We start from the raw sequence: 19722 nt of genomic DNA on the forward strand, positions 1-19722 counted from the left end.
GGAGGCGCCGCACCCCCCGGCCTGTCAAGCGCGTTGATCGACGGCTTGGAACGCGGAGGGCAGGCCGAGTTCGGCCCGGGCCACCTCGATGAATCGGCGCTCGGCCTCCCAGAGGGCGTCGAACCGATCGGCGGGCAACCCCTCGGCCTCGCTACCCGCTCGTGTGGCCGCCAGGAGCCGGGCCTGGCGCACCAGCTCCGACGAGCCGCTGACCACCTTGACGTTGCCGGCCACCAGCCGAAGCGCGGTCTTGGTGCTCTCCAGCCGCTCCCGGTAGCGGCTGCCCTCGTCGTCGAAGAACGGCATGAGATCACCCGGATCACGCGGGCGCGGCACCGCGGTGATGCGCGCCGCCGGGTTGAGGACGTGGGCCACGTACTCCCGGACCGCGCCGATGAAGTCGGTGTACGCGTTCAGCCGGATGTCTCGCCACTGTCGATCCTGGTCGCGCCGCCACAGCCGGTCCTGAGCCCGGACGGTGAGCCACCCACCGATCAGGACTGCCAGCATTGTCGTTGTCGCGGTGACACCCGCCTGGATCAGACTCACCGGCACCACCGTTCGCATCGATCGGTGACTCACCCTACCGCCCGTTGTCACCCGCCCCGGAAGTCGCGGGACGGCCCAACTACGGACGGAACGCGTAGACGTGGGTTGGACATCGATCTCAACCAATGTATCGTGGGAACGCTCCCAGACCGCGTCCACCACCCACCTGCTCGAGGAGCTGAACATGTCACGACGACGTCGTCGCCCGGCCGCCATGCTGGCCGGGTTGCTCGTTCTGGCCCTGGCTACGTCTCTGTCGCCACTGGCGCCGGTGGCCAGCACCGCCGCGGCCGGCCCATCGAAACTCCGTGCTGCGCCACTCGCTGAGCTGACCGTGGTTTCCGAACAGGTGGCTTTCGGTCTGCAGCGTCCGATCGCGATCACCGGGCTGCCGGACGGCCGGATGCTGATCGCGGAGAAGAACGGCACTGTCCGCGCCTACCACCCCGACACCGGCCTGGCACCCGACCCGGTGATCGACCTGACCGCCCGGATCGACACGTCGGACAACGAGCGCGGCCTTCTCGGCATCACTCCGGCGCCGAACTTCGCGCGGACCGGGATGCTCTACGTGGCCTACACGAGCCTGCCGGCCGGCGCGCTGACCCTGGCGCGAGTGCCCATCAACGCTCCTGATCGGGTGCAGGTGCTGCTCACCCAGGCGCACGCCGAGTACGGCAACCACAACGGCGGACAGGTGGCCTTCGGCCGCGACGGCTACCTCTACTGGTCCCTCGGCGACGGTGGCTACGCGAACGACCCCTACAAGAGCGGCCAGAACCTCGGCACCCTGCTCGGCAAGATTCTGCGGATCGACGTCAACCGCAGCTGCGGGGGAAAGCCCTACTGCGTGCCCTACGACAACCCGTTCGTCCGCACGCCGGGCGCGCGACCGGAAATCTGGGTCTATGGGCTGCGCAACCCGTGGAAGTTCTCCATCGACCCGGCCGACAACTCGCTGTGGATCGGTGACGTCGGCCAGGGTCTGATCGAGGAGATCAACCACGTCCGCCCGTCGCAGCGTGGCGCGAACCTCGGCTGGTCCTGTCGAGAGGGCACGCCGGTCTTCGACGAGACGCAGTGCCGGCCGGGCGTGCGGCTCACCGACCCGATCGTCGAGTACGACCACTACATGACGGAGAACTGCTCCATCATCGGCGGCCTGGTGTACCGGGGGAACGTCACCCCGGAGGCGCGGGGCACCTACATCGCCAGCGACTACTGCTCGACCCGCGCTTTCGCCGTGCGTCCCAAGTCCACGGGTGGCTACGAGTCCGCCGAGATCGGCACCTTCCCCACCCAGCCGACGGCGTTCGGCGCCGATGTGAGCGGCGAGTTGTACGTGCTCAGTGACCTCCCGGGATTCCTGAGCAAGGTGCGGTTCGAGCGGGTCCAGCCAGCCCCCACCGGCGGGGCGACGATCCGCTGAAGCTTGGGACATGCCCTTGACACCCGCGCTACCGCAGGGGGCGGCCGCGTTCGGCGGCCGTCCCCTGCTCGCGCCGGGCTGGTGCTCCCCGGTTGACAGATCAACCTTGCGGTGGCCGAGTGGCACTGGCGTCGTCCGGTCCGCGCCACGCCTTCTCGACCGACTGCCCGGCGGCGCGCTGCCGCCCGATGACGAGCCGGCTCAGCACCGCCGCCACCGCCCCGGCCACCACCCCGGTGAGGGTTCCGGTGACGAGGCTGGAGAACACCGCCGCCACCCGAAAGATCGCTTCCTGCGCCCGAGGATCGATGTCCCCGAGCCTCGGCCCGGTCGCACCGAACGCCTCGTCCCACAGAATCTGGTGACCAACCGCGAGAAGAACACCGTAGATCGCCCCGATGACCACCACGGTCAGGAACGGACGCGGCGGACGCCGCCACAGCACGGCGGCGACCCAACAGATCAGCGGTACGACCGCGAGCAGCACCGCGGCTGGCCGCCCTTCCTCCACGACGTGCAGGTCGTGCAGGACCACCCGCGGTGCGGCCAACACGGCGAGCGCGACCAGGGCAGGCCACGAGAACCCGAGCGTGCGACGCCCGACGCTCATCGCTCGGCCCGTACCGGCGCGGTTTCCCTGGCGAAGCGCAGCAGGGCGGTGAATGCCAGCGCGGATGTCACCGCTCCGCCGGCGAGGCGCACCCAGTGGCCGGCGACGAACTCCTCGGCGACCTGGCGTAGGTACTCCGGGGAGTGCGTGCCGACCGGGTCGACGAACATGATCTCGTTGCGTGGCCAGAAGAACACCACCGAGAACAGGAACTCGCAGGCGATGAAGACCGCCGCGGCGGCGGCGACGTACCACCGCAGTCGCCGATTGCGCCACGTGAGGGCGGTCGCGGCGAGGCTCATCAACACGACCGAGGCGCCCAGCGGCGGGAAGTAGTCGCTCGGGCCTCCGGCGACCAGGAACTCACGGGCCCGGTCCAGCGAGGCGGGTGCGTCCCCGAAGATGTTCGGGTAGAGCATCACGGTCTCGGCCGCGACCCCACCAAAGGACATCATCGCCGCCCAGACGAGCACGATGAGCACGATCCACGTCAGCCTGATACGGGACACAGCAGTACTTCTCCTTGGTCTCGGGACCCATGTGGGCACGATCTGTGATGTCGCCGTTGACGCTAGGTCGCCAATTCGGGGCCGTCTGCCGCGCAGCCGCGTGAGCTGGCATCGCTTCTCGACGTACGTGTGGGGGCCGGGGTGATGCCTGCGGACGGCAGCGGCGCGGGCCCGCGCCGACTTAGGCTCACGGACGTGCAGGCCACCTCACCCACCCGAACCGAGGCGCTGCTCGCTGTGGCCATCCTGGGCCTGGTCGCGGCGGCGATCGCGACCGAGGACGCGCCGACCTCCCAGGCGGCGCTGGCCGGCGGGTTCGGGGTCGGCCTGGCCGTACTGCTGCTGGTGGCCCGGCGTTGGACCGTCCCCGCGCTGCTGGCGACAGCCGCCGGCATCCTTGGCTACTACGCGCTGGAGTTGCCGCCGGTCGGCGTGGCCGCGCCGGCCGCCGCCATCCTCTACGTGGCCGCCCAGCGGGGCCGGGTGGTCCCGGCCGCCGCCGTCGGCGGGAGCCTGCTGGCCGTTTCGGTGGCCGCCCGGCTCGTCGAGGGAGACGACATCTCTGTCGTGATCGGTGCTGGTCTCGGCTCCGAGGCGGCCCTGATACTCGCCGTCATCGCTCTCGGTGACGCCGTCCGCAACCGGCGTTCGCTACGGGTCACGCTGGCTCGGCAGGCCGCCTCGGCGGCCGAGGAACGCCGCCGGGAGGCAGCCCGGCAGGTCGAGGCCGAGCGGCTGCGCATTGCCCGGGAGGTGCACGACACGCTCGGACACACGATGTCGGTGGTCACCCTGCAGTCGGCTGTGGCGAGGGAGGCACTTGCTGATGCCGAGCCCGAGCGGGCCGAGGCCGCCCTGGCCGCGATCCAGTCGGTGAGCGGCAGCGCCATGGCCGAGCTGCGTGCCACGTTGGGCACGCTGCGTCGCGAGCCCGGGCCGCGCGAGCCGGCCCCCGGTTTCACCCAGCTGCGTACGCTCATTGAGGGCGTCCGCCGCGGTGGGCTGCCGGTCGAACTGCGTCTCGACGGCTCGGTCGACACCCTGCCCACAGTGGTCGGCAGCACTGTGTACCGCATCGTGCAGGAGGCACTGACCAATGTGCTGCGTCACGCACACGCCAGCCGCGCCACTGTGACGATCCGGACGAGTCCGGCCCGGCTGTCGGTGGAGATCGTTGACGACGGCCGGGGATCCGCCGGCGGCACGGCGGTTGAGACGGGTCAGGGGCTACGCGGTATGTCGGAGCGGGTTGCCCTGCTCGGCGGGACCCTCGATGCCGGCGAGACCGCTGACGGCGGCTTCCGGGTCTCGGTCCACCTACCGCTGGCCGGAGTCGCCGCATGACCGACGTACGCGTCGTCCTCGTCGACGACCAGCACCTGGTCCGCACCGGACTCCGCGCGTTGCTGGAACGCGCCCCGGACATCACCATTGTCGGCGAAGCCGGCGACGGCCGGGCCGGTGTGGCGGTCGCCCGCGAGCAGCGGCCCGACGTCGTCCTGATGGATGTCCGGATGCCCGGCGGCGACGGTATCGAGGCCACCCGCCGCATCCTCGCCGACCCGGCGCTGGCCCACGTCCGGGTGGTCATGCTGACCACCTTCGACGACGACGAGTACCTCTTCGAGGCCATCCGCGCCGGCGCCGCCGGTTTCCTCCTCAAGGACACCCCGCCCGACGCCCTGCGGGACGCCGTCCGCGTGGTGGCCGGCGGGGACGCGCTGCTGTCACCGGCGGTGACCCGGCGGGTGATCGCCGCGGCCGCCCGCTCCCCCATCGCGGACCCCGCCCGGTTGACCGGGCTCACCGCGCGGGAACGAGACGTCCTGGCACAGGTCGGCACCGGACGGTCGAATGTGGAGATCGGGGCGGCGCTGCATCTCAGCCCGGACACCGCCCGCACGTACGTGAGTCGTCTGCTGCACAAACTGAACGCCCGCGACCGCGCCCAGCTTGTGGTTATCGCGTACGAGAGCGGGCTGGTGCGCGCCGGCGACAGCTGAGCCTCGCACCAGCTCGTCCCTGGTCATCCAGCCCGACTGGTCGAGCAGTTTGCAGCAGCGGCCGTGTCTCGGCGGCACAAGCAGCGCCTCAGACGAGGTGACCAACCAGCTTGGGACCACAACGTCGGACGCCGCCTACTGGCCATCCCGCGTCTGCTGGCCTGATCTTTCGGATATCCGAGCAAACGGGCCGCACCCAGCGACCGATCCGAGAGACGAGTCCATGACCGACGCACAACTCCCCCCACCATGCACGCGTCGGCGACACGGCGGTCTTCAACTCGGTGGGGCCCGCAGCAGAACCTGGTGCCTTCACCGCCCTCGCTGGCGCACAAGCCGAGGGTGTCCCGAGTACCCCACCGTGACGGCCAGGGCCATCCTGGGCAGCCCGCCGTGATAACTCATAGTAGATGCCTAATCAGGCTGACGTACTCCTTGATGACATTGATTACTGCTTGAATGTCTATCTAGGATGTCCCCCATGACGCATGGTGAGCCGTCCGGCCGACCCGAAGCTCTCGCCGAACAGAAAGCGCTCTGGCGCAGGCAGGCCAGCGCGATCCCGGGTCTGCTCGGCGGTAAAGCGGTGTGGCTCCCGCTAGTCCTCGAGCTCGTCAAGCAGGTCGGCGAGGGGCGCGCGATTGGCCTCGACACGAAGCCTGAGTTGTCGTTCGACATCGAGAGCATCGAACGGCGCCAAGGTGGCGCAGCCCCCAGACTGGAGCCTGCGACGTGGCGTGACTACTACGGCTTCCTTCGGGGCCTCCAGCTCGTCGAAAACACCGCCGACGAGCTTCGCCTCACCGCGACCGGGTTGAAGCTCCAGTCCGATCCGGCGCCGGCACGTCTGGCCACGATCCTGGCCGATCGCATCAGGCTCTTCGCGGAGGTCCTGTCGCTGATCGCCGTGGAACCGCTCACCATCGACGAGGTCGATGAGCGCATCCGAGCGCGTTACAAGCAGTCCTGGAAGAGCAGGGGAAACACTCGCATCCGGATGGACTGGCAGGAGGTCCTCGGCCTGATCGAGGCAATTGGCAGCCGGCGGTGGGGCATCACCCAGGCTGGGCGGACCCTGCTTGCGGATCGTGTGCTGGTGGGGCCGGACGCTTTCGATGAAGCACCTGTGAGCGTGGTTGAGGTTCCTGAGGCTCCGGCCGAAATTGCTGGTCTTCTGGAGGAGTTCTCGACGTCGGCCCGCACGCACGAGTCGCGAAACACCTACAACATCTGGGTTCCGAGCCCGCCGTCGAATCCCAACAAGGTTGAGAACCTCAGAACCATCATGAACGCGGCCCTGGCGAGGATCGAGCGAAGAGAGCTCTTCTCGTTCATCAGCGAGACGTTCGACCTGAGGAGCAGCAGCGTGGAGTCGATGCTGCCGTTCCTGCGGGCGTCGGGGCTTCTCGTCGAGGTGGGCCGGGGGGTTTTCAAGGCCACGCCGGCAGCCAGAGCCTGGGTCGAGTCAGGCGAAGACCTCAACTTTGTAAGAATCTTGCATGCGAACATGCGGTTCGTCGGCGAAATGATCCGCACGGTCGAGAACGACGTCACCCGGAACGACATGTATTCCGAAGCTGCCAAGTTCGGTTTGAATATTGACAAGTGTCGGTGGATCGCCAGCTTCCTTCTCAACACCGGACTGATAGAGGAGCCGCGCTACGGGAGCCTCCGGGCCACACCACGAGGGACTGCGCTGGCGGCCGAGTTGCCTCTGGCCGACATCCCCAGCGCTCCACTGGAGCGTTCAGCCGAGACCCAGGACGCTCGGCTGGTACCGGCAGAGACGCAGCCCCTTCTGGTGAAGCAAAACCTGGTCCACCTCTCCAGGGAGCCCCTGGCCGGAGGCGAAGGTAGCGGCCGGGCTTTCGAGAGGGCCATCTGTGACGCCTTCCTCGCTATGGGCTTCGAGGCCCGGACGATCGGCGCATCCGGCGACACGGACATCCTTGTGCAGTGGCGCAACGCCGACGGCTCACGGTCGACTGCGATCATCGAAGCGAAGGCGCGGTCGTCCGGACATGTCACCCACACCGACGTCAGCGATGTGGCGATCGAGACCCACAAGGGGCGCCATCATGCCAGCGGCATCGCGATCGTCGGACCGGGTTTCACCGGTGACACCATAAAGAACATGGCGTCGCAAAAAAAGTGGGTGCTGCTGGACGCTGACCGGTTGGGAACGCTAACGGAAGCCTCGATCACCTTGGGGCTCCGGCCTTACGAGATAGGACAGCTGTTCCTCGTTCCGAATGGACTCTCGGATGTCGACGATCTGATCGCGGACCGCCGCCGGGAGTTGGACATTGTGTCGTTCCTGCTCACCAAGCTCGCCGAGGAGGAGAGCGACGCGGGCGAGCCGATCTCCGCCCGCGACATTTCCCGGGACGGACGCAGAACGGAACTCCGCCCGAGCGTCGATGAGATCGTCAATGCGATCGACGTCATGTCAGGCTTGCACGTCGGCGCCCTGCAGCTGGTCGACGCGGCCGACGACCCGAAGTTCGCTACGTACGTTCTCGGCGATGCTGTAGCGGGAGCGAGGCGTCTCCGCGCACTGGCCGACGCCATAGACCGCCCACACCGCGAGGCCCAGTAGAACCTGCGGGAATTCGTGCCGGTGGGGCGACATCGACCACGACTCCCCTGATCGTCGTTCAGGCGGAACTGCGACTCACGCCGTTCCCACCGACCGCTACCTCACCGCTGCCGACCACAGCGTCCAACCACACCAGGCCAGCCGACTCGGCGGCCGGCGCCGACCTGTTCACCACACCGGGCGCGGACCGCCTGATCGAAGAGCACGAGAAGGCCGGCGGCAGACAGGGCAGACGAACAAGCAGGTCCAACGGTTGACTTGGTGCCCGGAGGTACCGTGCGGCATGCCCCAGCTGCGAATACGAGCAACGGTGGGGTCGCAGCCAGGTCTCCGCTGTATGTAGCGTGCGGAAATGACAAGAAGTGAGCGAATCGCCGACCAGCTGGACCGGCACTGGCACAAGAACCTGCGGCCGCGGTTGCATGGCCTTGTCGATGAGGAGTACTTCTGGGAGCCCGTGCGTGGCTGCTGGAGCATCCGCCCACGTGGCACGTCGGCTGCACCGATGTCGGCGGGTTCGGGGAAATGGACGGTGGATTCCGCGTCCCCCGACGCGGTGCCGGCGCCGGCGCCGGTGACGACGATTGCCTGGCGGCTGGCGCACATCATCGTCTCCTGCCTGGGCTATCGGGTCGGATGGCACTTCGGCGGCCAGGACATCGACTCCCAGACGTTCGCCTACGCGGGGACCGCCGACGAGGCGCTGAAACAGCTCGATGAGATGTATGAGAGATGGAACGCGGGGGTCCGCGAGCTCTCGGACGCCGACCTGGAGAATCCGCCCACCGTGGGCCCCGAACGGTTTCCCATGGAGGGCATCGTCCTGCACGTCAACAGGGAGCTGATCCATCACGGCGCCGAGATTTCCCTGCTGCGCGACCTCTACCGGTGGCAGGACGGAGCCGCGCCGCGCCGCATATGACTTCCGGTAACCGGCGATCGACCTTCGGAATCTACGTGGACTCCACGAGTACTTCGCGGAAGAGATCGATAACGCTTTTGACCGGAACTCCGACCGGGGCGTTTTGCGTGTACGCCGCCCTACAGAGGTCTGCGGACGCCGCCGGCCTGCGTCAGACCGGCCCGCCGCCGAAGCCGATCTCGTTGCCGTCCGGGTCGCGGAAGGTGGCCTTGCGGACGCCGTTGTCGTAGGTCTCGCGCCCGGCCGGCTCCAGACCGCGCTCGGCGATCTGGGCGATGCGGGCGTCGAAGTCGCTGACGAAGACGGTGTGCATGGCGTGCCCGGCATGGTCTGGCCGCACCTCGATGAACAGGTACCGGTGGTCGGCGAGTTCCCACACCGCCTCGGTGTCGTTCGGCAGGAACGACGGCGGGGCGCCGAGGAGTCGCTCGTACCAGGCCGCCGCGGCGGCGTAGTCGCGAACGGGGATGCCCGCGAACAGATCTACGGTCATGACGCCATGCTAGGGGGTCGACCCAGCAGGATCAGAGAGATGACAATCGCCCTGGTGTGGCACCCGACCTCAGTGCGCTGCTGTCCGGACTCTCGCTGCCGAGTGGCGTCACGGCCGTACGCGTTCCGATGACCTGCTCGAGCTACGGCGACTGGGTGCCTGGGAAGCTCGGCGCCAAGGAGTACCGCTGCGGCGAGAACAGACGCCTGGCGCAGGGCGAGAAAATCGAGTACGAGTTCGAGCTGCGCCTCGACGAGGCCCGCACTCGGGCCGCCCAGGTGCGGCTGACCTTCGACGCGGGCGTGGATCTCAACCCCGCCAACGACAGCGCGACGATCACCATCATCGCGAGCGCTGACGGCGGGAGCGAGAACCCCGGTGAGGATGACGGCCAGGGAGGCGGGGACACCGATGGCTCGCTGCCGATCACCGGTGCCAAGGCCGGTCTGACCGCCGGCATCGGCGGCGTACTGCTCGCCGCCGGCGTTGCGGGCTTGGTGGTGGCCCGCCGCCGCAAGACCCGCTTCGTCGCCTGATCTACTCCCTGCACCAACCGTGCCCCGTCGACCTCAGGTCGGCGGGGCACGCTTTCGCTCTCATGAACTGCCGTGACTCCGCACGGTCATCGTCCTGGCGCTCAAGAGCACTCGGCCCTGAGGTCCGCAGCAGTCAGTGACCTCGGTCCGGGCGGAGGAAGCACGACAGCAGTTGCCTGAACTCCTGCGGGTGCTCGACCGACGGCACGTGCCCGCATCGGCCGAACACGTGCAGACGGACGTCGGCCAGGTGTTCGAGCAGGGGCTGGGCTGTCGTCTCGAGCGGGGTGACCCGGTCCTCGGCGCCGTGTACGAGCAGCACGGGCGCGCGCACCGCCGCCAGGGTCTGCGCCGAGAGGGTGAGCTCGTCGACCCATCGTGCCCTGGGTGGCGGGAACAACGATGCGAACGCGGCCTCTCCCGCTCGCATCGCAGTTGCACGGGCCTCGACGGCGGAATCGGTCACGAGCGCTTGGTCGAGGACGAGGCGACTCAGCATGTCTCGTGCCCCGATCGGGCCGGCGGGGGCGGCCCAGACCGCGTCGAGGTCGGCGGACAGCGGCGCCCCGGGGGCGCCCATCGTCGAGACCGCCACGACACAGGTGACCTGCTGGGGGCGCGCGGCCGCCAACGCCAGCGCCACGGCACCGCCCATGGAGTGACCCACCACGGCGTAGTGCTCGATACCGAGAGCATCCATCAGGCCAGCGGCCTGCTCCGTCCACAGCCGGAGCCCACCCCGGGAGCCCGCCGGGATGGGGGTACGGCCGAACCCCGCCTGGTCAGGAGCCACCAGGTGCCAGGACGCGCCCAGCGCCTGCGCCGTCGTTGCCCAGGCGCCGGACCCGGTCGTGCCGGGTCCGGAGCCGTGCAGCATCAGCACCGCAGGCCCCGTGCCGGCCTCCAGGACGTGGACGGGGGAACCGTCGACTGTGACGGTCCGAAGTGCTGTCACCGGGGCAGGCCAGGTGTGCTCATGCCGATGCGGGGTCGACAGACTTCGAGAAGAGTTCCATCATCGCCCTGCCGAATTGCGGCATGTCGGGCCACCCCCGGCAGGAGACGAGGTTGCCGTCCACGACGTCGGGAGCGTCGATGACCGTCGCGCCCGCGTTCTCCATGTCACCGGTGATCGGGGGGAAGCAGGCCGTCTTCCGACCCTTCAGCAGCCCGTACACGGCTGGCACCTGCGCGCCGTGGCACACCAGCGCGATGGGGAGGTTGCGCGCGAAGAAGTGCTCGGTGATACGCCTGACGTCGGCGTCGACCCGGATCCATTCGGGGGCACGTCCCCCGGGGATGATGAGGGCGTCATAGCGCTCGACGTCGACCTCGGCCCAGGGCACGTCGACCGGCAGCTTGCGGCCGTTCTTCTCCACGTAGGCGTCGGAGTTGGGGTCGAACTCGTGAATGACCAGTTGCACGTCGCGCATCGTCCGTGACGAGACGTCGACGTCCCAGCCGCCCTCCTGCACGCGGTAGTAGGGATACATCGTGTCGAGCTCCTCGGCGGCGTCGCCGGTCAGGAGCAGCGCTCTGGGCACCTGCTTCTCCTCGCATCTGGGGGCGGGTGAGGTGGATCCAATCCGATCCGATCAGGATTGAGTCAGCATTCCTGGGCCCAGCGTGCCCGTCAAGCCTCTACCGCCATTCCGTCCGCGCCCTCGATCTCGTCGAACAGTCGTCGGAAACGCTCGCCGGACCGCAGGATGTGCCGACGCATCGCGTAGGCGGCGGCGTCCGGGTCACGCGCGGCGATCGCGGCCACAATGTCCTCATGCTCGGCCATGGCCAGGTGAGTGACCTGGGTGTCGTGGTGAAGCCGGAAGAGGTGCACGTGGCTGTGCAGGCGAGCGAGCGCTTCACGGATGACCTGGTTCTCCGCGCTCAGGGCGACGAGATCGTGGAAAGCGGCGTCGCGTAGGCCGAAGGCGCCGTAGGCCATCGGCCCGTTGCCCCCCTCCAGTTCCGCCATCTCCTCCAGCATGCGTCGCAGACCGGCCACCTGCTCCAAGGACGCGCGTTCCGCGGATCTGCGCGCCGCCGCCGGCTCGAGGAGCAGGCGGACCTCGAGCATGTCCTCGAATCGGTGACGGGTGATCTGGGGAGGAATGCGGTAGCCGGCATGGGGCACACGCACGACCAGGCCCTCGGCCTCCATGCGGTTCAGAGCGTCTCGGATCGGCGTCTGCGAGACCCCCAGCTCCCGCGCCAGGACGTCGATCGTGACGCGCGAGCCAGGCTCGATCCGTAGCGACATCAGCTGTCCGAGCAGCGTGTCGTACACCTCGTCGGCAAGCCGGCCGCCAGATCTTGCCGGCGGCATTGCGCCCGTCACGGTCCTGCGGCCCCGCGCGATCATCGCTTCGTCGTCCATCGTGACGTGAGGTCCTTCCTTGCGCCTTCGGGAAGCTGTTGACATCGATCGCAACGCTGCGGGATGCTGACGCCCCCACCGGGATCGTATAGGAAAGGTGGCGGATGGTCGCCATCCTGCACCCATGGCGGAGCCGCCCGCCATCGCTCCAGTTCGATCACCTGAAGCTCCCCTCGGCATGTTCGACGTCCTGCTCGGTTCGTCACCGGGCCGCAGATGGGCCGACGAACTTTTTCAACATGAAGACCCAGTACATCGCGGCGCACTCGTGACGCTGGTCCGCGGGTCGGCCCCCGTGACGCCCCGGCAACACGCCTGAACAACCCAGCAACTGCTCGGCGAAGCACATAGCGAGGTTCTAGAAGTCCCCACCCAGAAAGCAGGCTTGAAAATGCGCTCTCCGAAGCGAATAGGAAGAATGTCCGCTCCCGGCCGAAAGGTACGGCTGGCGACAGCGGCCATGCTGCTGGTGGCCACAACCGTGACGGCTTGCGGCGATGGCAAGGACGACGGCGAGAAGGCGAGCGCCCCCAAGGCGCCGGCGACCATCCCAGAGCTCACCAAGGATCCGCTGACCCTCAGCTTCATCTGGTTCGACTGGCCGCCTGCAAAGGCACTGGAAGCCTTCGCGAACGCGGAGTACAAGAAGGAACGGCCGAACGCGACCATCAAGGTCAACACCGTGCCGAACGCGAACTGGCACGACGCGATGTTCACCCAGTTCGCGGCGCGCAAGACCGACTTCGACATCGCGGTCCTGGACTCGCAACACATCGGCGAGGCCGTGACGAACGGCAACATCCTCGACCTCACCGACTTCGTCAAGGAAAACATCGACGTCGCGGCGTACAACCCGTACCTCCTGGCGGCGTACGGCCAGTTCCCCCAGGCGGAGACCGGCAAGCGCGACGAGAACGCCAGCCTGTACGGACTGCCGCTGCTCGGCGACACCTGGACGATGATCTACCGCAAGGACCTGATCGGCGACAAGCCGCCGCAGACCTGGGACCAGATGATCGCAGCCGCCGAGAAGTGCCAGGCGGACAACCCCGGCGTCAGTGGGCTGGCTTTCCACCAGGCCAACGGCTCCGACGCCGCGGCCGTCACCTACAACACGGTCAACGGCGTCTACGGCGGCAACCTCTGGGATTCCAAGACGCGCAAGATCGATGGCGTCATCAACGACGCCGCGGGCCAGGAGGCGATGGACGTCCTGGTCAACAAGATGAAGCCGCTGACCGCCAAGGGCTCCGGCAACTGGTTCATCGACGAGGTGAACGCGGCTGTCGCCCAGGGCAAGGCCTGCATCGCGTTCAACTGGATCGCCGCGAGCGGCGGCCTACTCGATCCGAAGCAGTCGACGCTCGGCACCACCCGGGAGCAGATTCTCGACAAGCTGGGCTTTGCCACCCTGCCGAGCCAGAAGACGAACCTGGTCCCTCTCGGCGGTATGGGGATGCACGTGTCGGCCTACTCCGCCACGGCGAACCAGACCGAGGCCCTGAACTTCATGAAGTGGTTCGAGCGGGCTGACGTCCAGAAGAAGTGGGCCGCGGCCGGTGGCGTGCCATCGCGTACGGACGCCCTGGAGTCGCCCGAGTTCCTCAATGCCGGGCCGTTCAACCAGGTGTACACCGACTCGGTTCCACGGATGCGGGACATGTGGAACGTGCCCGAGTACGCGCGCCTCGTCGACATTGAGAACACCAACGTGAACGCGGCTCTCAACGGCGCGAAGAAGCCGAAGGATGCGCTCGACGACATCGCCAAGGAGCAGCAGAGCGTGCTCGACTCGAGCAGCCGCAAGGGCGGCGGCGGACTGTGAGTGAGCCCGTCCCTCTGACGACCGATCACCCCGGGCAGGTGGCGTCTGCGACGCCACCTGCACCGGGTCGGTCCCGCCGGTTGAGCGACCGCTGGCTCGCCGTCACCTTCATCTCCCCCGCGATGCTGCTGTTGCTCGCCATGTCGGTGTTCCCGTTGCTGTGGGCGTTGTACCTGTCTTTCACCGACTACTCGGCCACCCGCGGAGGGCCCGCCAATTTCATCGGGTTCGGGAACTACACCGCCATCCTGACGTCGGCGCAGGTCCACACGAGAGCCTTGACGACGTTGATCTACGTGGTCGGCGCGGTCGGCCTGCAGACCGTGCTCGGATTCGGCATCGCCTACCTGATCTCACGGCGCACGCATGGGCGAGGAGTACTGACCACCCTGTTCCTGGTCCCGATGATGCTGTCGCCGGTCGTGGTCGGGCTGTTCTGGCGATTCATGCTCGACGCGCAATTCGGCGTGGTCAACAGCATGCTCGGCTCGATCGGCCTGGGGCAGGTGGAGTGGCTCACCCGGCAGCGAACAGCACTGCTTTCCCTGATCGTGGTCGACACCTGGCAGTGGACGCCGTTCATCATGCTCATCGCGCTTGCGGGCCTTACCGCGGTTCCCAAGTACCTCTACGAGGCCGCCTCGATCGACCGGGCGTCCGAGTGGTTCCGGTTCCGCACCATCACTCTTCCGCTGGTGTGGCCACTGCTTCTCATTGCCGTGATGTTCAGGGCCATCGAGGCATTCCGGCTGTTCGACCTCGTCTACATCCTCACCAACGGAGGCCCCGGTGTCTCCACCGAGACGTTGTCGTTCCACATCTACAAGGTCGCGTTCCTTGGCTTCAACACCGGAACCGCCTCGGCGTACGGGATCCTCATGGTCCTCGTCGTCATCGTCCTCACGCAGTTCTACCTGCGTTACTTGAACAAGCTCAAGGAGGGCTGATGGCCGTCTCCGTCGACGAGGCCGTGTCCACAGGTCCTGCCCGCGATCACACGGCCCCCGCGCGCCGCCCTGGCGGCCGGGGCCGCTCCGTGCTGGAGGTCGCGCTGCTGACGGTGCTGGCCGTCGTGATGCTCTTTCCGGTGCTCTGGATGATCGAGACGTCCATCAAGGAAAACCGGGACGTCTACGCCATCCCGGCCAAGCTCTTCGACTTCACTGTCACTCTGGAGCATTACAAGGACGTGTTCGTCGCCTCTGACGGCGGGCGCTCGGCCTTGTCCGTCTCGTTTCTCAACTCCGTCGTGGTCGCCGGAGCCTCCACGGTGCTGGCCACCGTGTTGGGAGTCCCGGCGGCCTGGGCCTACTCACGTTTCGCCGTGAAGGCCAAGAAGGACCAACTGTTCTTCATCCTGTCCACCCGCTTCATGCCGCCCGTGGTGGTCGTGATCCCGATCTTCCTCATGTACCGCCAGGTCGGACTCATCGACAACAAGCTCGGCCTGATCCTCATCTACACCGCGTTCAACGTCCCGTTCACGATCTGGATGATGAAGGGGTTCGTCGACGAGGTGCCCGCGGAGTACGAGGATGCCGCCATGCTCGACGGCTACACCCGTCTGCAGGCGTTCTGGCGATACACCCTTCCTCTGCTCGTGCCCGGCATCGCCGCGACGGCGGTCTTCGCGCTCATCTTCTCGTGGAACGAGTTCGTGTTCGCCACCTTCCTCACCTCCAGCGACAGCGTCCGGACGGCCCCACCCGCCATCGCCGGCCTCATCGGCGGCACCACTACGGACTGGGGTCTCGTGGCCGCCGCCTCCGTGGTGTTCGCCCTACCGGTGCTCGTCTTCGCGTACCTGGTGCGCAAGCACCTCATCGCCGGCGTGACGCTCGGGGCGGTGCGACGCTGATGGCCGGCATCGAGGTGACCGCCCTGCACAAGCGCTACCCGGACGGGACGGTCGCAGTTGATCACGTGGACCTGTCCATCGGCCACGGCGAGCTGTTCGTGATGCTCGGCCCCTCGGGTTGCGGCAAGACGACCACGCTGCGGGCCATAGCCGGGCTGGAGAGGCAGACGACGGGCGACATCCGCATCGGCGACACACTGGTCAACGACCTGCCGCCCGCCGAGCGCGACATCGCCATGGTGTTCCAGTTCTACGCCCTCTACCCGCATCTGAAGACCCGCGACAACCTGGCGTTCCCACTGCGGGCCGAGGGACTGCCCAAGCCGGAGGTGCACGAGCGGGTCAACGAGGCCGCCCGACTGATGCGGCTCGGTCCGCTCCTGGACCGGCGACCGCGCCAGCTGTCCGGCGGGGAGCAGCAGCGCGTCGCTCTCGCTCGCGCCCTGGTGCGACGACCGCGCGCCTTCCTCATGGACGAACCTCTCACCAATCTGGACGCAGAGCTGAGGGCGGACATGCGCACAGAGATCAAGCACCTGCAGGGAGAACTGGGGGCGACGATGGTCTACGTCACCCACGACCAGGTCGAGGCGATGTCGCTCGGTCACCGAATCGCCATCCTCAACAAGGGCCGCGTCGAGCAGATCGGCACACCACTGGAGGTCTACGACCGTCCGGCGAGTCTCTTCTGCGCCGCATTCATCGGCTCCCCGCCAATGAACCTGATCGAGGTGGAGGTGGCCGACGGGGAGCTGCGCGGTAAGGGCGGACTGGTCCTCCCGCCACCGCCAGGCCTGCCGCGCGACCGTTCCCTGATCGCAGGCGTCCGGCCGGAAGCGCTGGAAGTCACCGCACCAGGGGCGGAACGTTCGGTCCCGGCCCGCGTGGTCTCGGCGGAGTGGCTGGGCGACGAAATCATCTACGTGGTCGACCACGGCGGCGAGCGCGACGTGCGGGTTCGGATGCCACCGACTGTCCGTTTCGCCGCTGACGCAACGGTCGGGCTGCGGCACACCGGCGGGACCCCGGCGGTCTACGACGTGAGCACGGAAGAGCTGGTGGCCTGATGGGAACCCTGGCAGCGCACGGGCTGCGCAAGTCCTTCGGCAAGGTCCAGGCCCTGGACGGGGTGACGCTGGACGTGCCGGACGGCTCGTTCTTCGTCGTGCTCGGGCCCTCCGGGGCAGGCAAGACGACAACCCTACGAGCGATCGCCGGCCTGGAGAAGCTTGACGCCGGGTCGGTGCATCTGGACGGCAGGGACGCGACCGGTGACGCCCCGGCCGCACGCGACCTGGCCATGGTCTTCCAGAGCTACGCCCTCTACCCACGACACACGGTGTACGAGAACATTGCCTCGCCGCTGCGGGCACGCCGCTGTTCCTCGAGTGAGATCGCCGCTGCCGTCGAGCAGATGTCGAGCCTGCTGCACATCGAACGTCTGCTGCAGCGTCGTCCCGCGCAGTTGTCGGGCGGTGAGATGCAGCGTGTCGCCCTGGCCCGGGCGCTGGTCCGTCGCCCGCGCGCGTTTCTCATGGACGAGCCCCTGACGAACCTCGACCTCAAGCTCCGCGTCGAGATGCGCACCGAGCTCACCCGCATCCACCGGAGCATCGGGGCGACCTTCGTCTACGTGACCAACGACCAGGTCGAGGCCCTGTCCATGGCCGACCAGGTCGCGGTCCTCAAGGAGGGGCAGGTGCAACAGGTCGGAACGCCGACCGAGGTGTACGAGCGTCCAGCCAACCAGTGGGTCGCGGGATTCGTCGGAAGCCCGCCGATCAGCCTGCTCGCCTGCCGCGCCGAGGGAGATCGTCTGGTCGGTGCGGAAGGCTGGACGCTGCCGCGGCCCCGCTGGACCACGGCCGAGGACGGTCGTCCGTTGTTGCTGGGCCTGCGCTCGGAGGACCTGTCCGTCGAGCAGCGTGGGAGCGCGTCGTTGTCGGGTGAGCTCTACGGGCTTGAGCCGCTCGGTGACCGGACGGTGGTCGACGTCCGAGTGGGGACGGAGATCCTCAAGGTCAAGGCACGACCCACCGTCACCGGTACGCCGGGCGAGCGGCTGCTCGTCACTGTCGACCTGGACCGTGCGCACCTGTTCGATGCGGACACCGGGCTGTCGCTGTCCGAAGCTGGGCGGTAACCGCGTCGGGCGGCGACGGCAACATGCGCCCGCACCTGGCAATCGAGCCTCGGCGGACCGTCACCGGTGCGCGCTGCCTGACGACGCTGAGACGGCCGTCGCGCCCGCGAAGGCGATCGGTGCCGCCGCCCCGCAGACCGGGCCACTGCCACATTCGACCCGCTCGGCAACCTCGCCCCCCGACGAGGGCGTGTGACCCGTCCGTCTACGCGCACAGCCCGATTGCTGAGGCACGCCGGACATCACCAGGAAGATCATAGGAGGCGACGCGATGAGTGACCCGATGAACGTGCTGGCCCCCGAGCATCGGCGGCTGCGGATCGGCGACGCCTGGCGCGACGCCGCAAGCGGAGCCACCTTTGCCGTCGAGGACCCGGCCACCGGCAAGACCATCGCCGAGGTGGCGGACGCCGACGTCGTCGACGGGCTCGCCGCCCTGGACGTGGCCAGCACGGCAATGGCGGAGTGGGCGGCCACCCCGCCGCGGAAACGGTCAGAGTTGTTGACCGCGACGTACCGGGCACTGACCGAGCGATCCGAGGAGGTCGCCCGGCTGATAACGCTCGAGATGGGCAAGCCGCTCGCCGAGGCTCGGGGAGAGGTGGCCTACGGCGCCGAGTTCTTCCGTTGGTTCGCCGAGGAGGCGGTGCGCGTCGAGGGGCGCTACAGCATTGCCCCCGCGGGTGGATATCGCATCCTCACCGTGCCGAAGCCGGTCGGACCCTGCGTCTTCGTGACGCCCTGGAACTTTCCGTTGGCCATGGGTGCCCGCAAGATCGCTCCTGCGCTGGCCGCGGGCTGCACGACGATCACCAAGCCAGCAGGCCAGACGCCACTCACCATGCTGTTCCTGGCCCGCATCATGGAGGAGGTTGGCGTTCCCCCGGGCGTCGTCAACGTGGTGACCACCAAGCGTTCCGGCGAGGTGGTCTCGGCACTGCTGGCCGACGGTCGGACCCGCAAGCTTTCGTTCACCGGGTCGACCGAGGTCGGGCGCGTACTGCTCCGACAGGCTGCGGACAACGTGCTGCGCACCTCCATGGAACTGGGTGGCAACGCGGCCCTGATCGTGTGTGCCGACGCTGACCTGGACGTCGCGCTCGACGGCGCCATGGTGGCCAAGATGCGCAACATCGGGGAGTCCTGCATCGCGGCCAACCGGATCTACGTCGAGGAGCCGGTGCGCGACGAGTTCGCGGCGCGCTTCGCCGAGCGGATGGGCGCGCTTTCGATGGGCCACGGTCTCGACGACGGCGTGAACGTCGGGGCGTTGATCGACGAGGCCTCGGTCACCAAGATCGACGAGCTCGTCGTCGACGCGGTTGATCGCGGCGCCCGGGTCCTGGTGGGCGGCGAGCGTCCGGATGGGCCGGGCCACTTCTACCCGCCTACGGTCCTCGTCGACGTGCCCGACGATGCGCGGATGCTGAAGGCGGAGATCTTCGGCCCGGTGGCGCCGATCATCTCGTTCACGTCCGACGACGAGGTGATGGCGAAGGCCAACGACACCGAGCACGGCCTGGCCGGATACGTCTTCACCCGCGACCTCCAGCGGGCGCTCCGGTTCACCGAAGGGCTGGACACGGGGATGCTCGGCATCAACCGTGGTCTGATATCGGACCCGTCAGCTCCGTTCGGAGGCGTGAAGCAGTCCGGGATCGGCAAGGAGGGGTCGCACGAGGGCATCCTCGAGTACCTCGACCTCACCTACGTGGCGATCGACCTCCCGTGACCGCTCTGCTGCTCCGGGCGCCCGGCGCGCGCGCCTGCGCCACCCGGGCGGCCAACCTTGCCGACGTCGTCCCGGCCTCGCAGGTGACCTGGACGTCTGCCCAGCACATCGCCGCCGACGTTCCGGAGAGGCACTGA

General features: G+C 68.0%; 20 protein-coding genes. 13 read left to right on the forward strand and 7 right to left on the reverse strand.

Going from position 1 to position 19722, the window contains the following annotated elements; translation table 11 throughout:
- Window positions 1–24: 24 nt before the first annotated feature.
- Window positions 25–567: a hypothetical protein gene (locus tag GUI43_RS02655; protein ID WP_112697896.1), complete on the reverse strand. Its 543-nt coding sequence runs from the start codon at window positions 565–567 to the stop codon at window positions 25–27.
- 166 nt (window positions 568–733) lie between these two features.
- On the opposite strand from GUI43_RS02655, the gene GUI43_RS02660 reads away from it, so the two are divergent.
- Window positions 734–1978 carry a PQQ-dependent sugar dehydrogenase gene (locus GUI43_RS02660; RefSeq protein ID WP_112697942.1) on the forward strand — a complete coding sequence of 415 codons (1245 nt, stop codon included), beginning with the start codon at window positions 734–736 and terminating at the stop codon, window positions 1976–1978.
- Window positions 1979–2078: 100 nt separating this feature from the next.
- Here GUI43_RS02660 and GUI43_RS02665 read toward each other — a convergent pair whose 3' ends face one another.
- Complete coding sequence (locus GUI43_RS02665; protein WP_249037627.1) at window positions 2079–2588, reverse strand: hypothetical protein; 510 nt, start codon at window positions 2586–2588, stop codon at window positions 2079–2081.
- Entirely contained in the window at window positions 2585–3097 is a 513-nt protein-coding gene (locus tag GUI43_RS02670; protein WP_244166463.1) for a DUF1772 domain-containing protein, read from the reverse strand. The genes GUI43_RS02665 and GUI43_RS02670 overlap by 4 nt, the downstream gene beginning before the upstream one ends.
- Before the next feature lie 195 nt (window positions 3098–3292).
- Here GUI43_RS02670 and GUI43_RS02675 point away from each other — a divergent pair, with 195 nt between their 5' ends.
- The 4 genes from GUI43_RS02675 to GUI43_RS02690 all read left to right on the forward strand — a co-directional run bounded on the left by GUI43_RS02675 (window position 3293) and on the right by GUI43_RS02690 (window position 8621).
- Window positions 3293–4441, forward strand: a complete 1149-nt coding sequence (locus tag GUI43_RS02675) for a sensor histidine kinase (protein WP_112697897.1) — start codon at window positions 3293–3295, stop codon at window positions 4439–4441.
- Window positions 4438–5100 carry a response regulator transcription factor gene (locus tag GUI43_RS02680; RefSeq protein WP_112697898.1) on the forward strand — a complete coding sequence of 221 codons (663 nt, stop codon included), beginning with the start codon at window positions 4438–4440 and terminating at the stop codon, window positions 5098–5100. The genes GUI43_RS02675 and GUI43_RS02680 overlap by 4 nt, the downstream gene beginning before the upstream one ends.
- A gap of 481 nt (window positions 5101–5581) precedes the next feature.
- Window positions 5582–7699, forward strand: a complete 2118-nt coding sequence (locus tag GUI43_RS02685) for a double winged helix-containing putative transcriptional regulator (protein ID WP_170158657.1) — start codon at window positions 5582–5584, stop codon at window positions 7697–7699.
- A 352-nt stretch (window positions 7700–8051) separates the two neighbouring features.
- Window positions 8052–8621 carry a DinB family protein gene (locus GUI43_RS02690; RefSeq protein WP_112697900.1) on the forward strand — a complete coding sequence of 190 codons (570 nt, stop codon included), beginning with the start codon at window positions 8052–8054 and terminating at the stop codon, window positions 8619–8621.
- Between the two features lie 151 nt (window positions 8622–8772).
- Here the strand turns inward: GUI43_RS02690 and GUI43_RS02695 are convergent, their stop codons facing one another.
- A complete protein-coding gene (locus tag GUI43_RS02695; protein WP_112697901.1) occupies window positions 8773–9114 on the reverse strand; it encodes a VOC family protein in 342 nt (113 codons plus the stop codon).
- Between the two features lie 56 nt (window positions 9115–9170).
- Here GUI43_RS02695 and GUI43_RS02700 point away from each other — a divergent pair, with 56 nt between their 5' ends.
- Entirely contained in the window at window positions 9171–9650 is a 480-nt protein-coding gene (locus tag GUI43_RS02700) for an LPXTG cell wall anchor domain-containing protein (RefSeq protein ID WP_112697902.1), read from the forward strand.
- Window positions 9651–9783: 133 nt separating this feature from the next.
- On the opposite strand, the gene GUI43_RS02705 is transcribed toward GUI43_RS02700, so the two are convergent.
- From GUI43_RS02705 to GUI43_RS02715, 3 genes are all read right to left on the reverse strand, one after another.
- On the reverse strand, window positions 9784–10605 hold the full coding sequence (locus tag GUI43_RS02705; protein ID WP_112697903.1) for an alpha/beta fold hydrolase: 822 nt from the start codon (window positions 10603–10605) through the stop codon (window positions 9784–9786).
- Window positions 10606–10624: 19 nt separating this feature from the next.
- The gene (locus GUI43_RS02710) at window positions 10625–11194 is read right to left on the reverse strand and encodes a DJ-1/PfpI family protein (protein ID WP_091407098.1); all 570 of its coding nucleotides are present in this window, start codon (window positions 11192–11194) and stop codon (window positions 10625–10627) included.
- A gap of 89 nt (window positions 11195–11283) precedes the next feature.
- A complete protein-coding gene (locus tag GUI43_RS02715) occupies window positions 11284–12027 on the reverse strand; it encodes a GntR family transcriptional regulator (protein ID WP_112602713.1) in 744 nt (247 codons plus the stop codon).
- Between the two features lie 460 nt (window positions 12028–12487).
- Between GUI43_RS02715 and GUI43_RS02720 the strand changes: the two genes are divergently transcribed.
- The 7 genes from GUI43_RS02720 to GUI43_RS33700 all read left to right on the forward strand — a co-directional run bounded on the left by GUI43_RS02720 (window position 12488) and on the right by GUI43_RS33700 (window position 19722).
- The gene (locus tag GUI43_RS02720; protein ID WP_249037628.1) at window positions 12488–13852 is read left to right on the forward strand and encodes an extracellular solute-binding protein; all 1365 of its coding nucleotides are present in this window, start codon (window positions 12488–12490) and stop codon (window positions 13850–13852) included.
- Window positions 13853–13932: 80 nt separating this feature from the next.
- On the forward strand, window positions 13933–14799 hold the full coding sequence (locus tag GUI43_RS02725; protein WP_249037629.1) for a carbohydrate ABC transporter permease: 867 nt from the start codon (window positions 13933–13935) through the stop codon (window positions 14797–14799).
- On the forward strand, window positions 14799–15710 hold the full coding sequence (locus tag GUI43_RS02730; RefSeq protein ID WP_112697905.1) for a carbohydrate ABC transporter permease: 912 nt from the start codon (window positions 14799–14801) through the stop codon (window positions 15708–15710). Before GUI43_RS02725 ends, GUI43_RS02730 begins: the two co-directional genes overlap by 1 nt.
- Window positions 15710–16777, forward strand: a complete 1068-nt coding sequence (locus GUI43_RS02735; RefSeq protein WP_112697906.1) for an ABC transporter ATP-binding protein — start codon at window positions 15710–15712, stop codon at window positions 16775–16777. The genes GUI43_RS02730 and GUI43_RS02735 overlap by 1 nt, the downstream gene beginning before the upstream one ends.
- A complete protein-coding gene (locus tag GUI43_RS02740; RefSeq protein WP_112697907.1) occupies window positions 16777–17853 on the forward strand; it encodes an ABC transporter ATP-binding protein in 1077 nt (358 codons plus the stop codon). The genes GUI43_RS02735 and GUI43_RS02740 overlap by 1 nt, the downstream gene beginning before the upstream one ends.
- A 271-nt stretch (window positions 17854–18124) precedes the next feature.
- The gene (locus tag GUI43_RS02745) at window positions 18125–19585 is read left to right on the forward strand and encodes an NAD-dependent succinate-semialdehyde dehydrogenase (protein ID WP_112697908.1); all 1461 of its coding nucleotides are present in this window, start codon (window positions 18125–18127) and stop codon (window positions 19583–19585) included.
- Complete coding sequence (locus GUI43_RS33700) at window positions 19582–19722, forward strand: hypothetical protein (RefSeq protein WP_170158658.1); 141 nt, start codon at window positions 19582–19584, stop codon at window positions 19720–19722. Before GUI43_RS02745 ends, GUI43_RS33700 begins: the two co-directional genes overlap by 4 nt.

The organism is Micromonospora noduli, assembly GCF_003264365.1.
Classification (GTDB): Bacteria; Actinomycetota; Actinomycetes; order Mycobacteriales; family Micromonosporaceae; genus Micromonospora; species Micromonospora noduli.

Bases quoted from the DNA above. Each gene is read 5' to 3' on its own strand.
- GUI43_RS02655 (WP_112697896.1), bottom strand. From the start codon at position 567: ATGCGAACGGTGGTGCCGGTGAGTCTGATCCAGGCGGGTGTCACCGCG.
- GUI43_RS02660 (WP_112697942.1), top strand. From the start codon at position 734: ATGTCACGACGACGTCGTCGCCCGGCCGCCATGCTGGCCGGGTTGCTC.
- GUI43_RS02665 (WP_249037627.1), bottom strand. From the start codon at position 2,588: ATGAGCGTCGGGCGTCGCACGCTCGGGTTCTCGTGGCCTGCCCTGGTC.
- GUI43_RS02680 (WP_112697898.1), top strand. From the start codon at position 4,438: ATGACCGACGTACGCGTCGTCCTCGTCGACGACCAGCACCTGGTCCGC.
- GUI43_RS02685 (WP_170158657.1), top strand. From the start codon at position 5,582: ATGACGCATGGTGAGCCGTCCGGCCGACCCGAAGCTCTCGCCGAACAG.
- GUI43_RS02690 (WP_112697900.1), top strand. From the start codon at position 8,052: ATGACAAGAAGTGAGCGAATCGCCGACCAGCTGGACCGGCACTGGCAC.
- GUI43_RS02695 (WP_112697901.1), bottom strand. From the start codon at position 9,114: ATGACCGTAGATCTGTTCGCGGGCATCCCCGTTCGCGACTACGCCGCC.
- GUI43_RS02715 (WP_112602713.1), bottom strand. From the start codon at position 12,027: ATGGACGACGAAGCGATGATCGCGCGGGGCCGCAGGACCGTGACGGGC.
- GUI43_RS02720 (WP_249037628.1), top strand. From the start codon at position 12,488: ATGCTGCTGGTGGCCACAACCGTGACGGCTTGCGGCGATGGCAAGGAC.
- GUI43_RS02730 (WP_112697905.1), top strand. From the start codon at position 14,799: ATGGCCGTCTCCGTCGACGAGGCCGTGTCCACAGGTCCTGCCCGCGAT.
- GUI43_RS02735 (WP_112697906.1), top strand. From the start codon at position 15,710: ATGGCCGGCATCGAGGTGACCGCCCTGCACAAGCGCTACCCGGACGGG.
- GUI43_RS02740 (WP_112697907.1), top strand. From the start codon at position 16,777: ATGGGAACCCTGGCAGCGCACGGGCTGCGCAAGTCCTTCGGCAAGGTC.
- GUI43_RS02745 (WP_112697908.1), top strand. From the start codon at position 18,125: ATGAGTGACCCGATGAACGTGCTGGCCCCCGAGCATCGGCGGCTGCGG.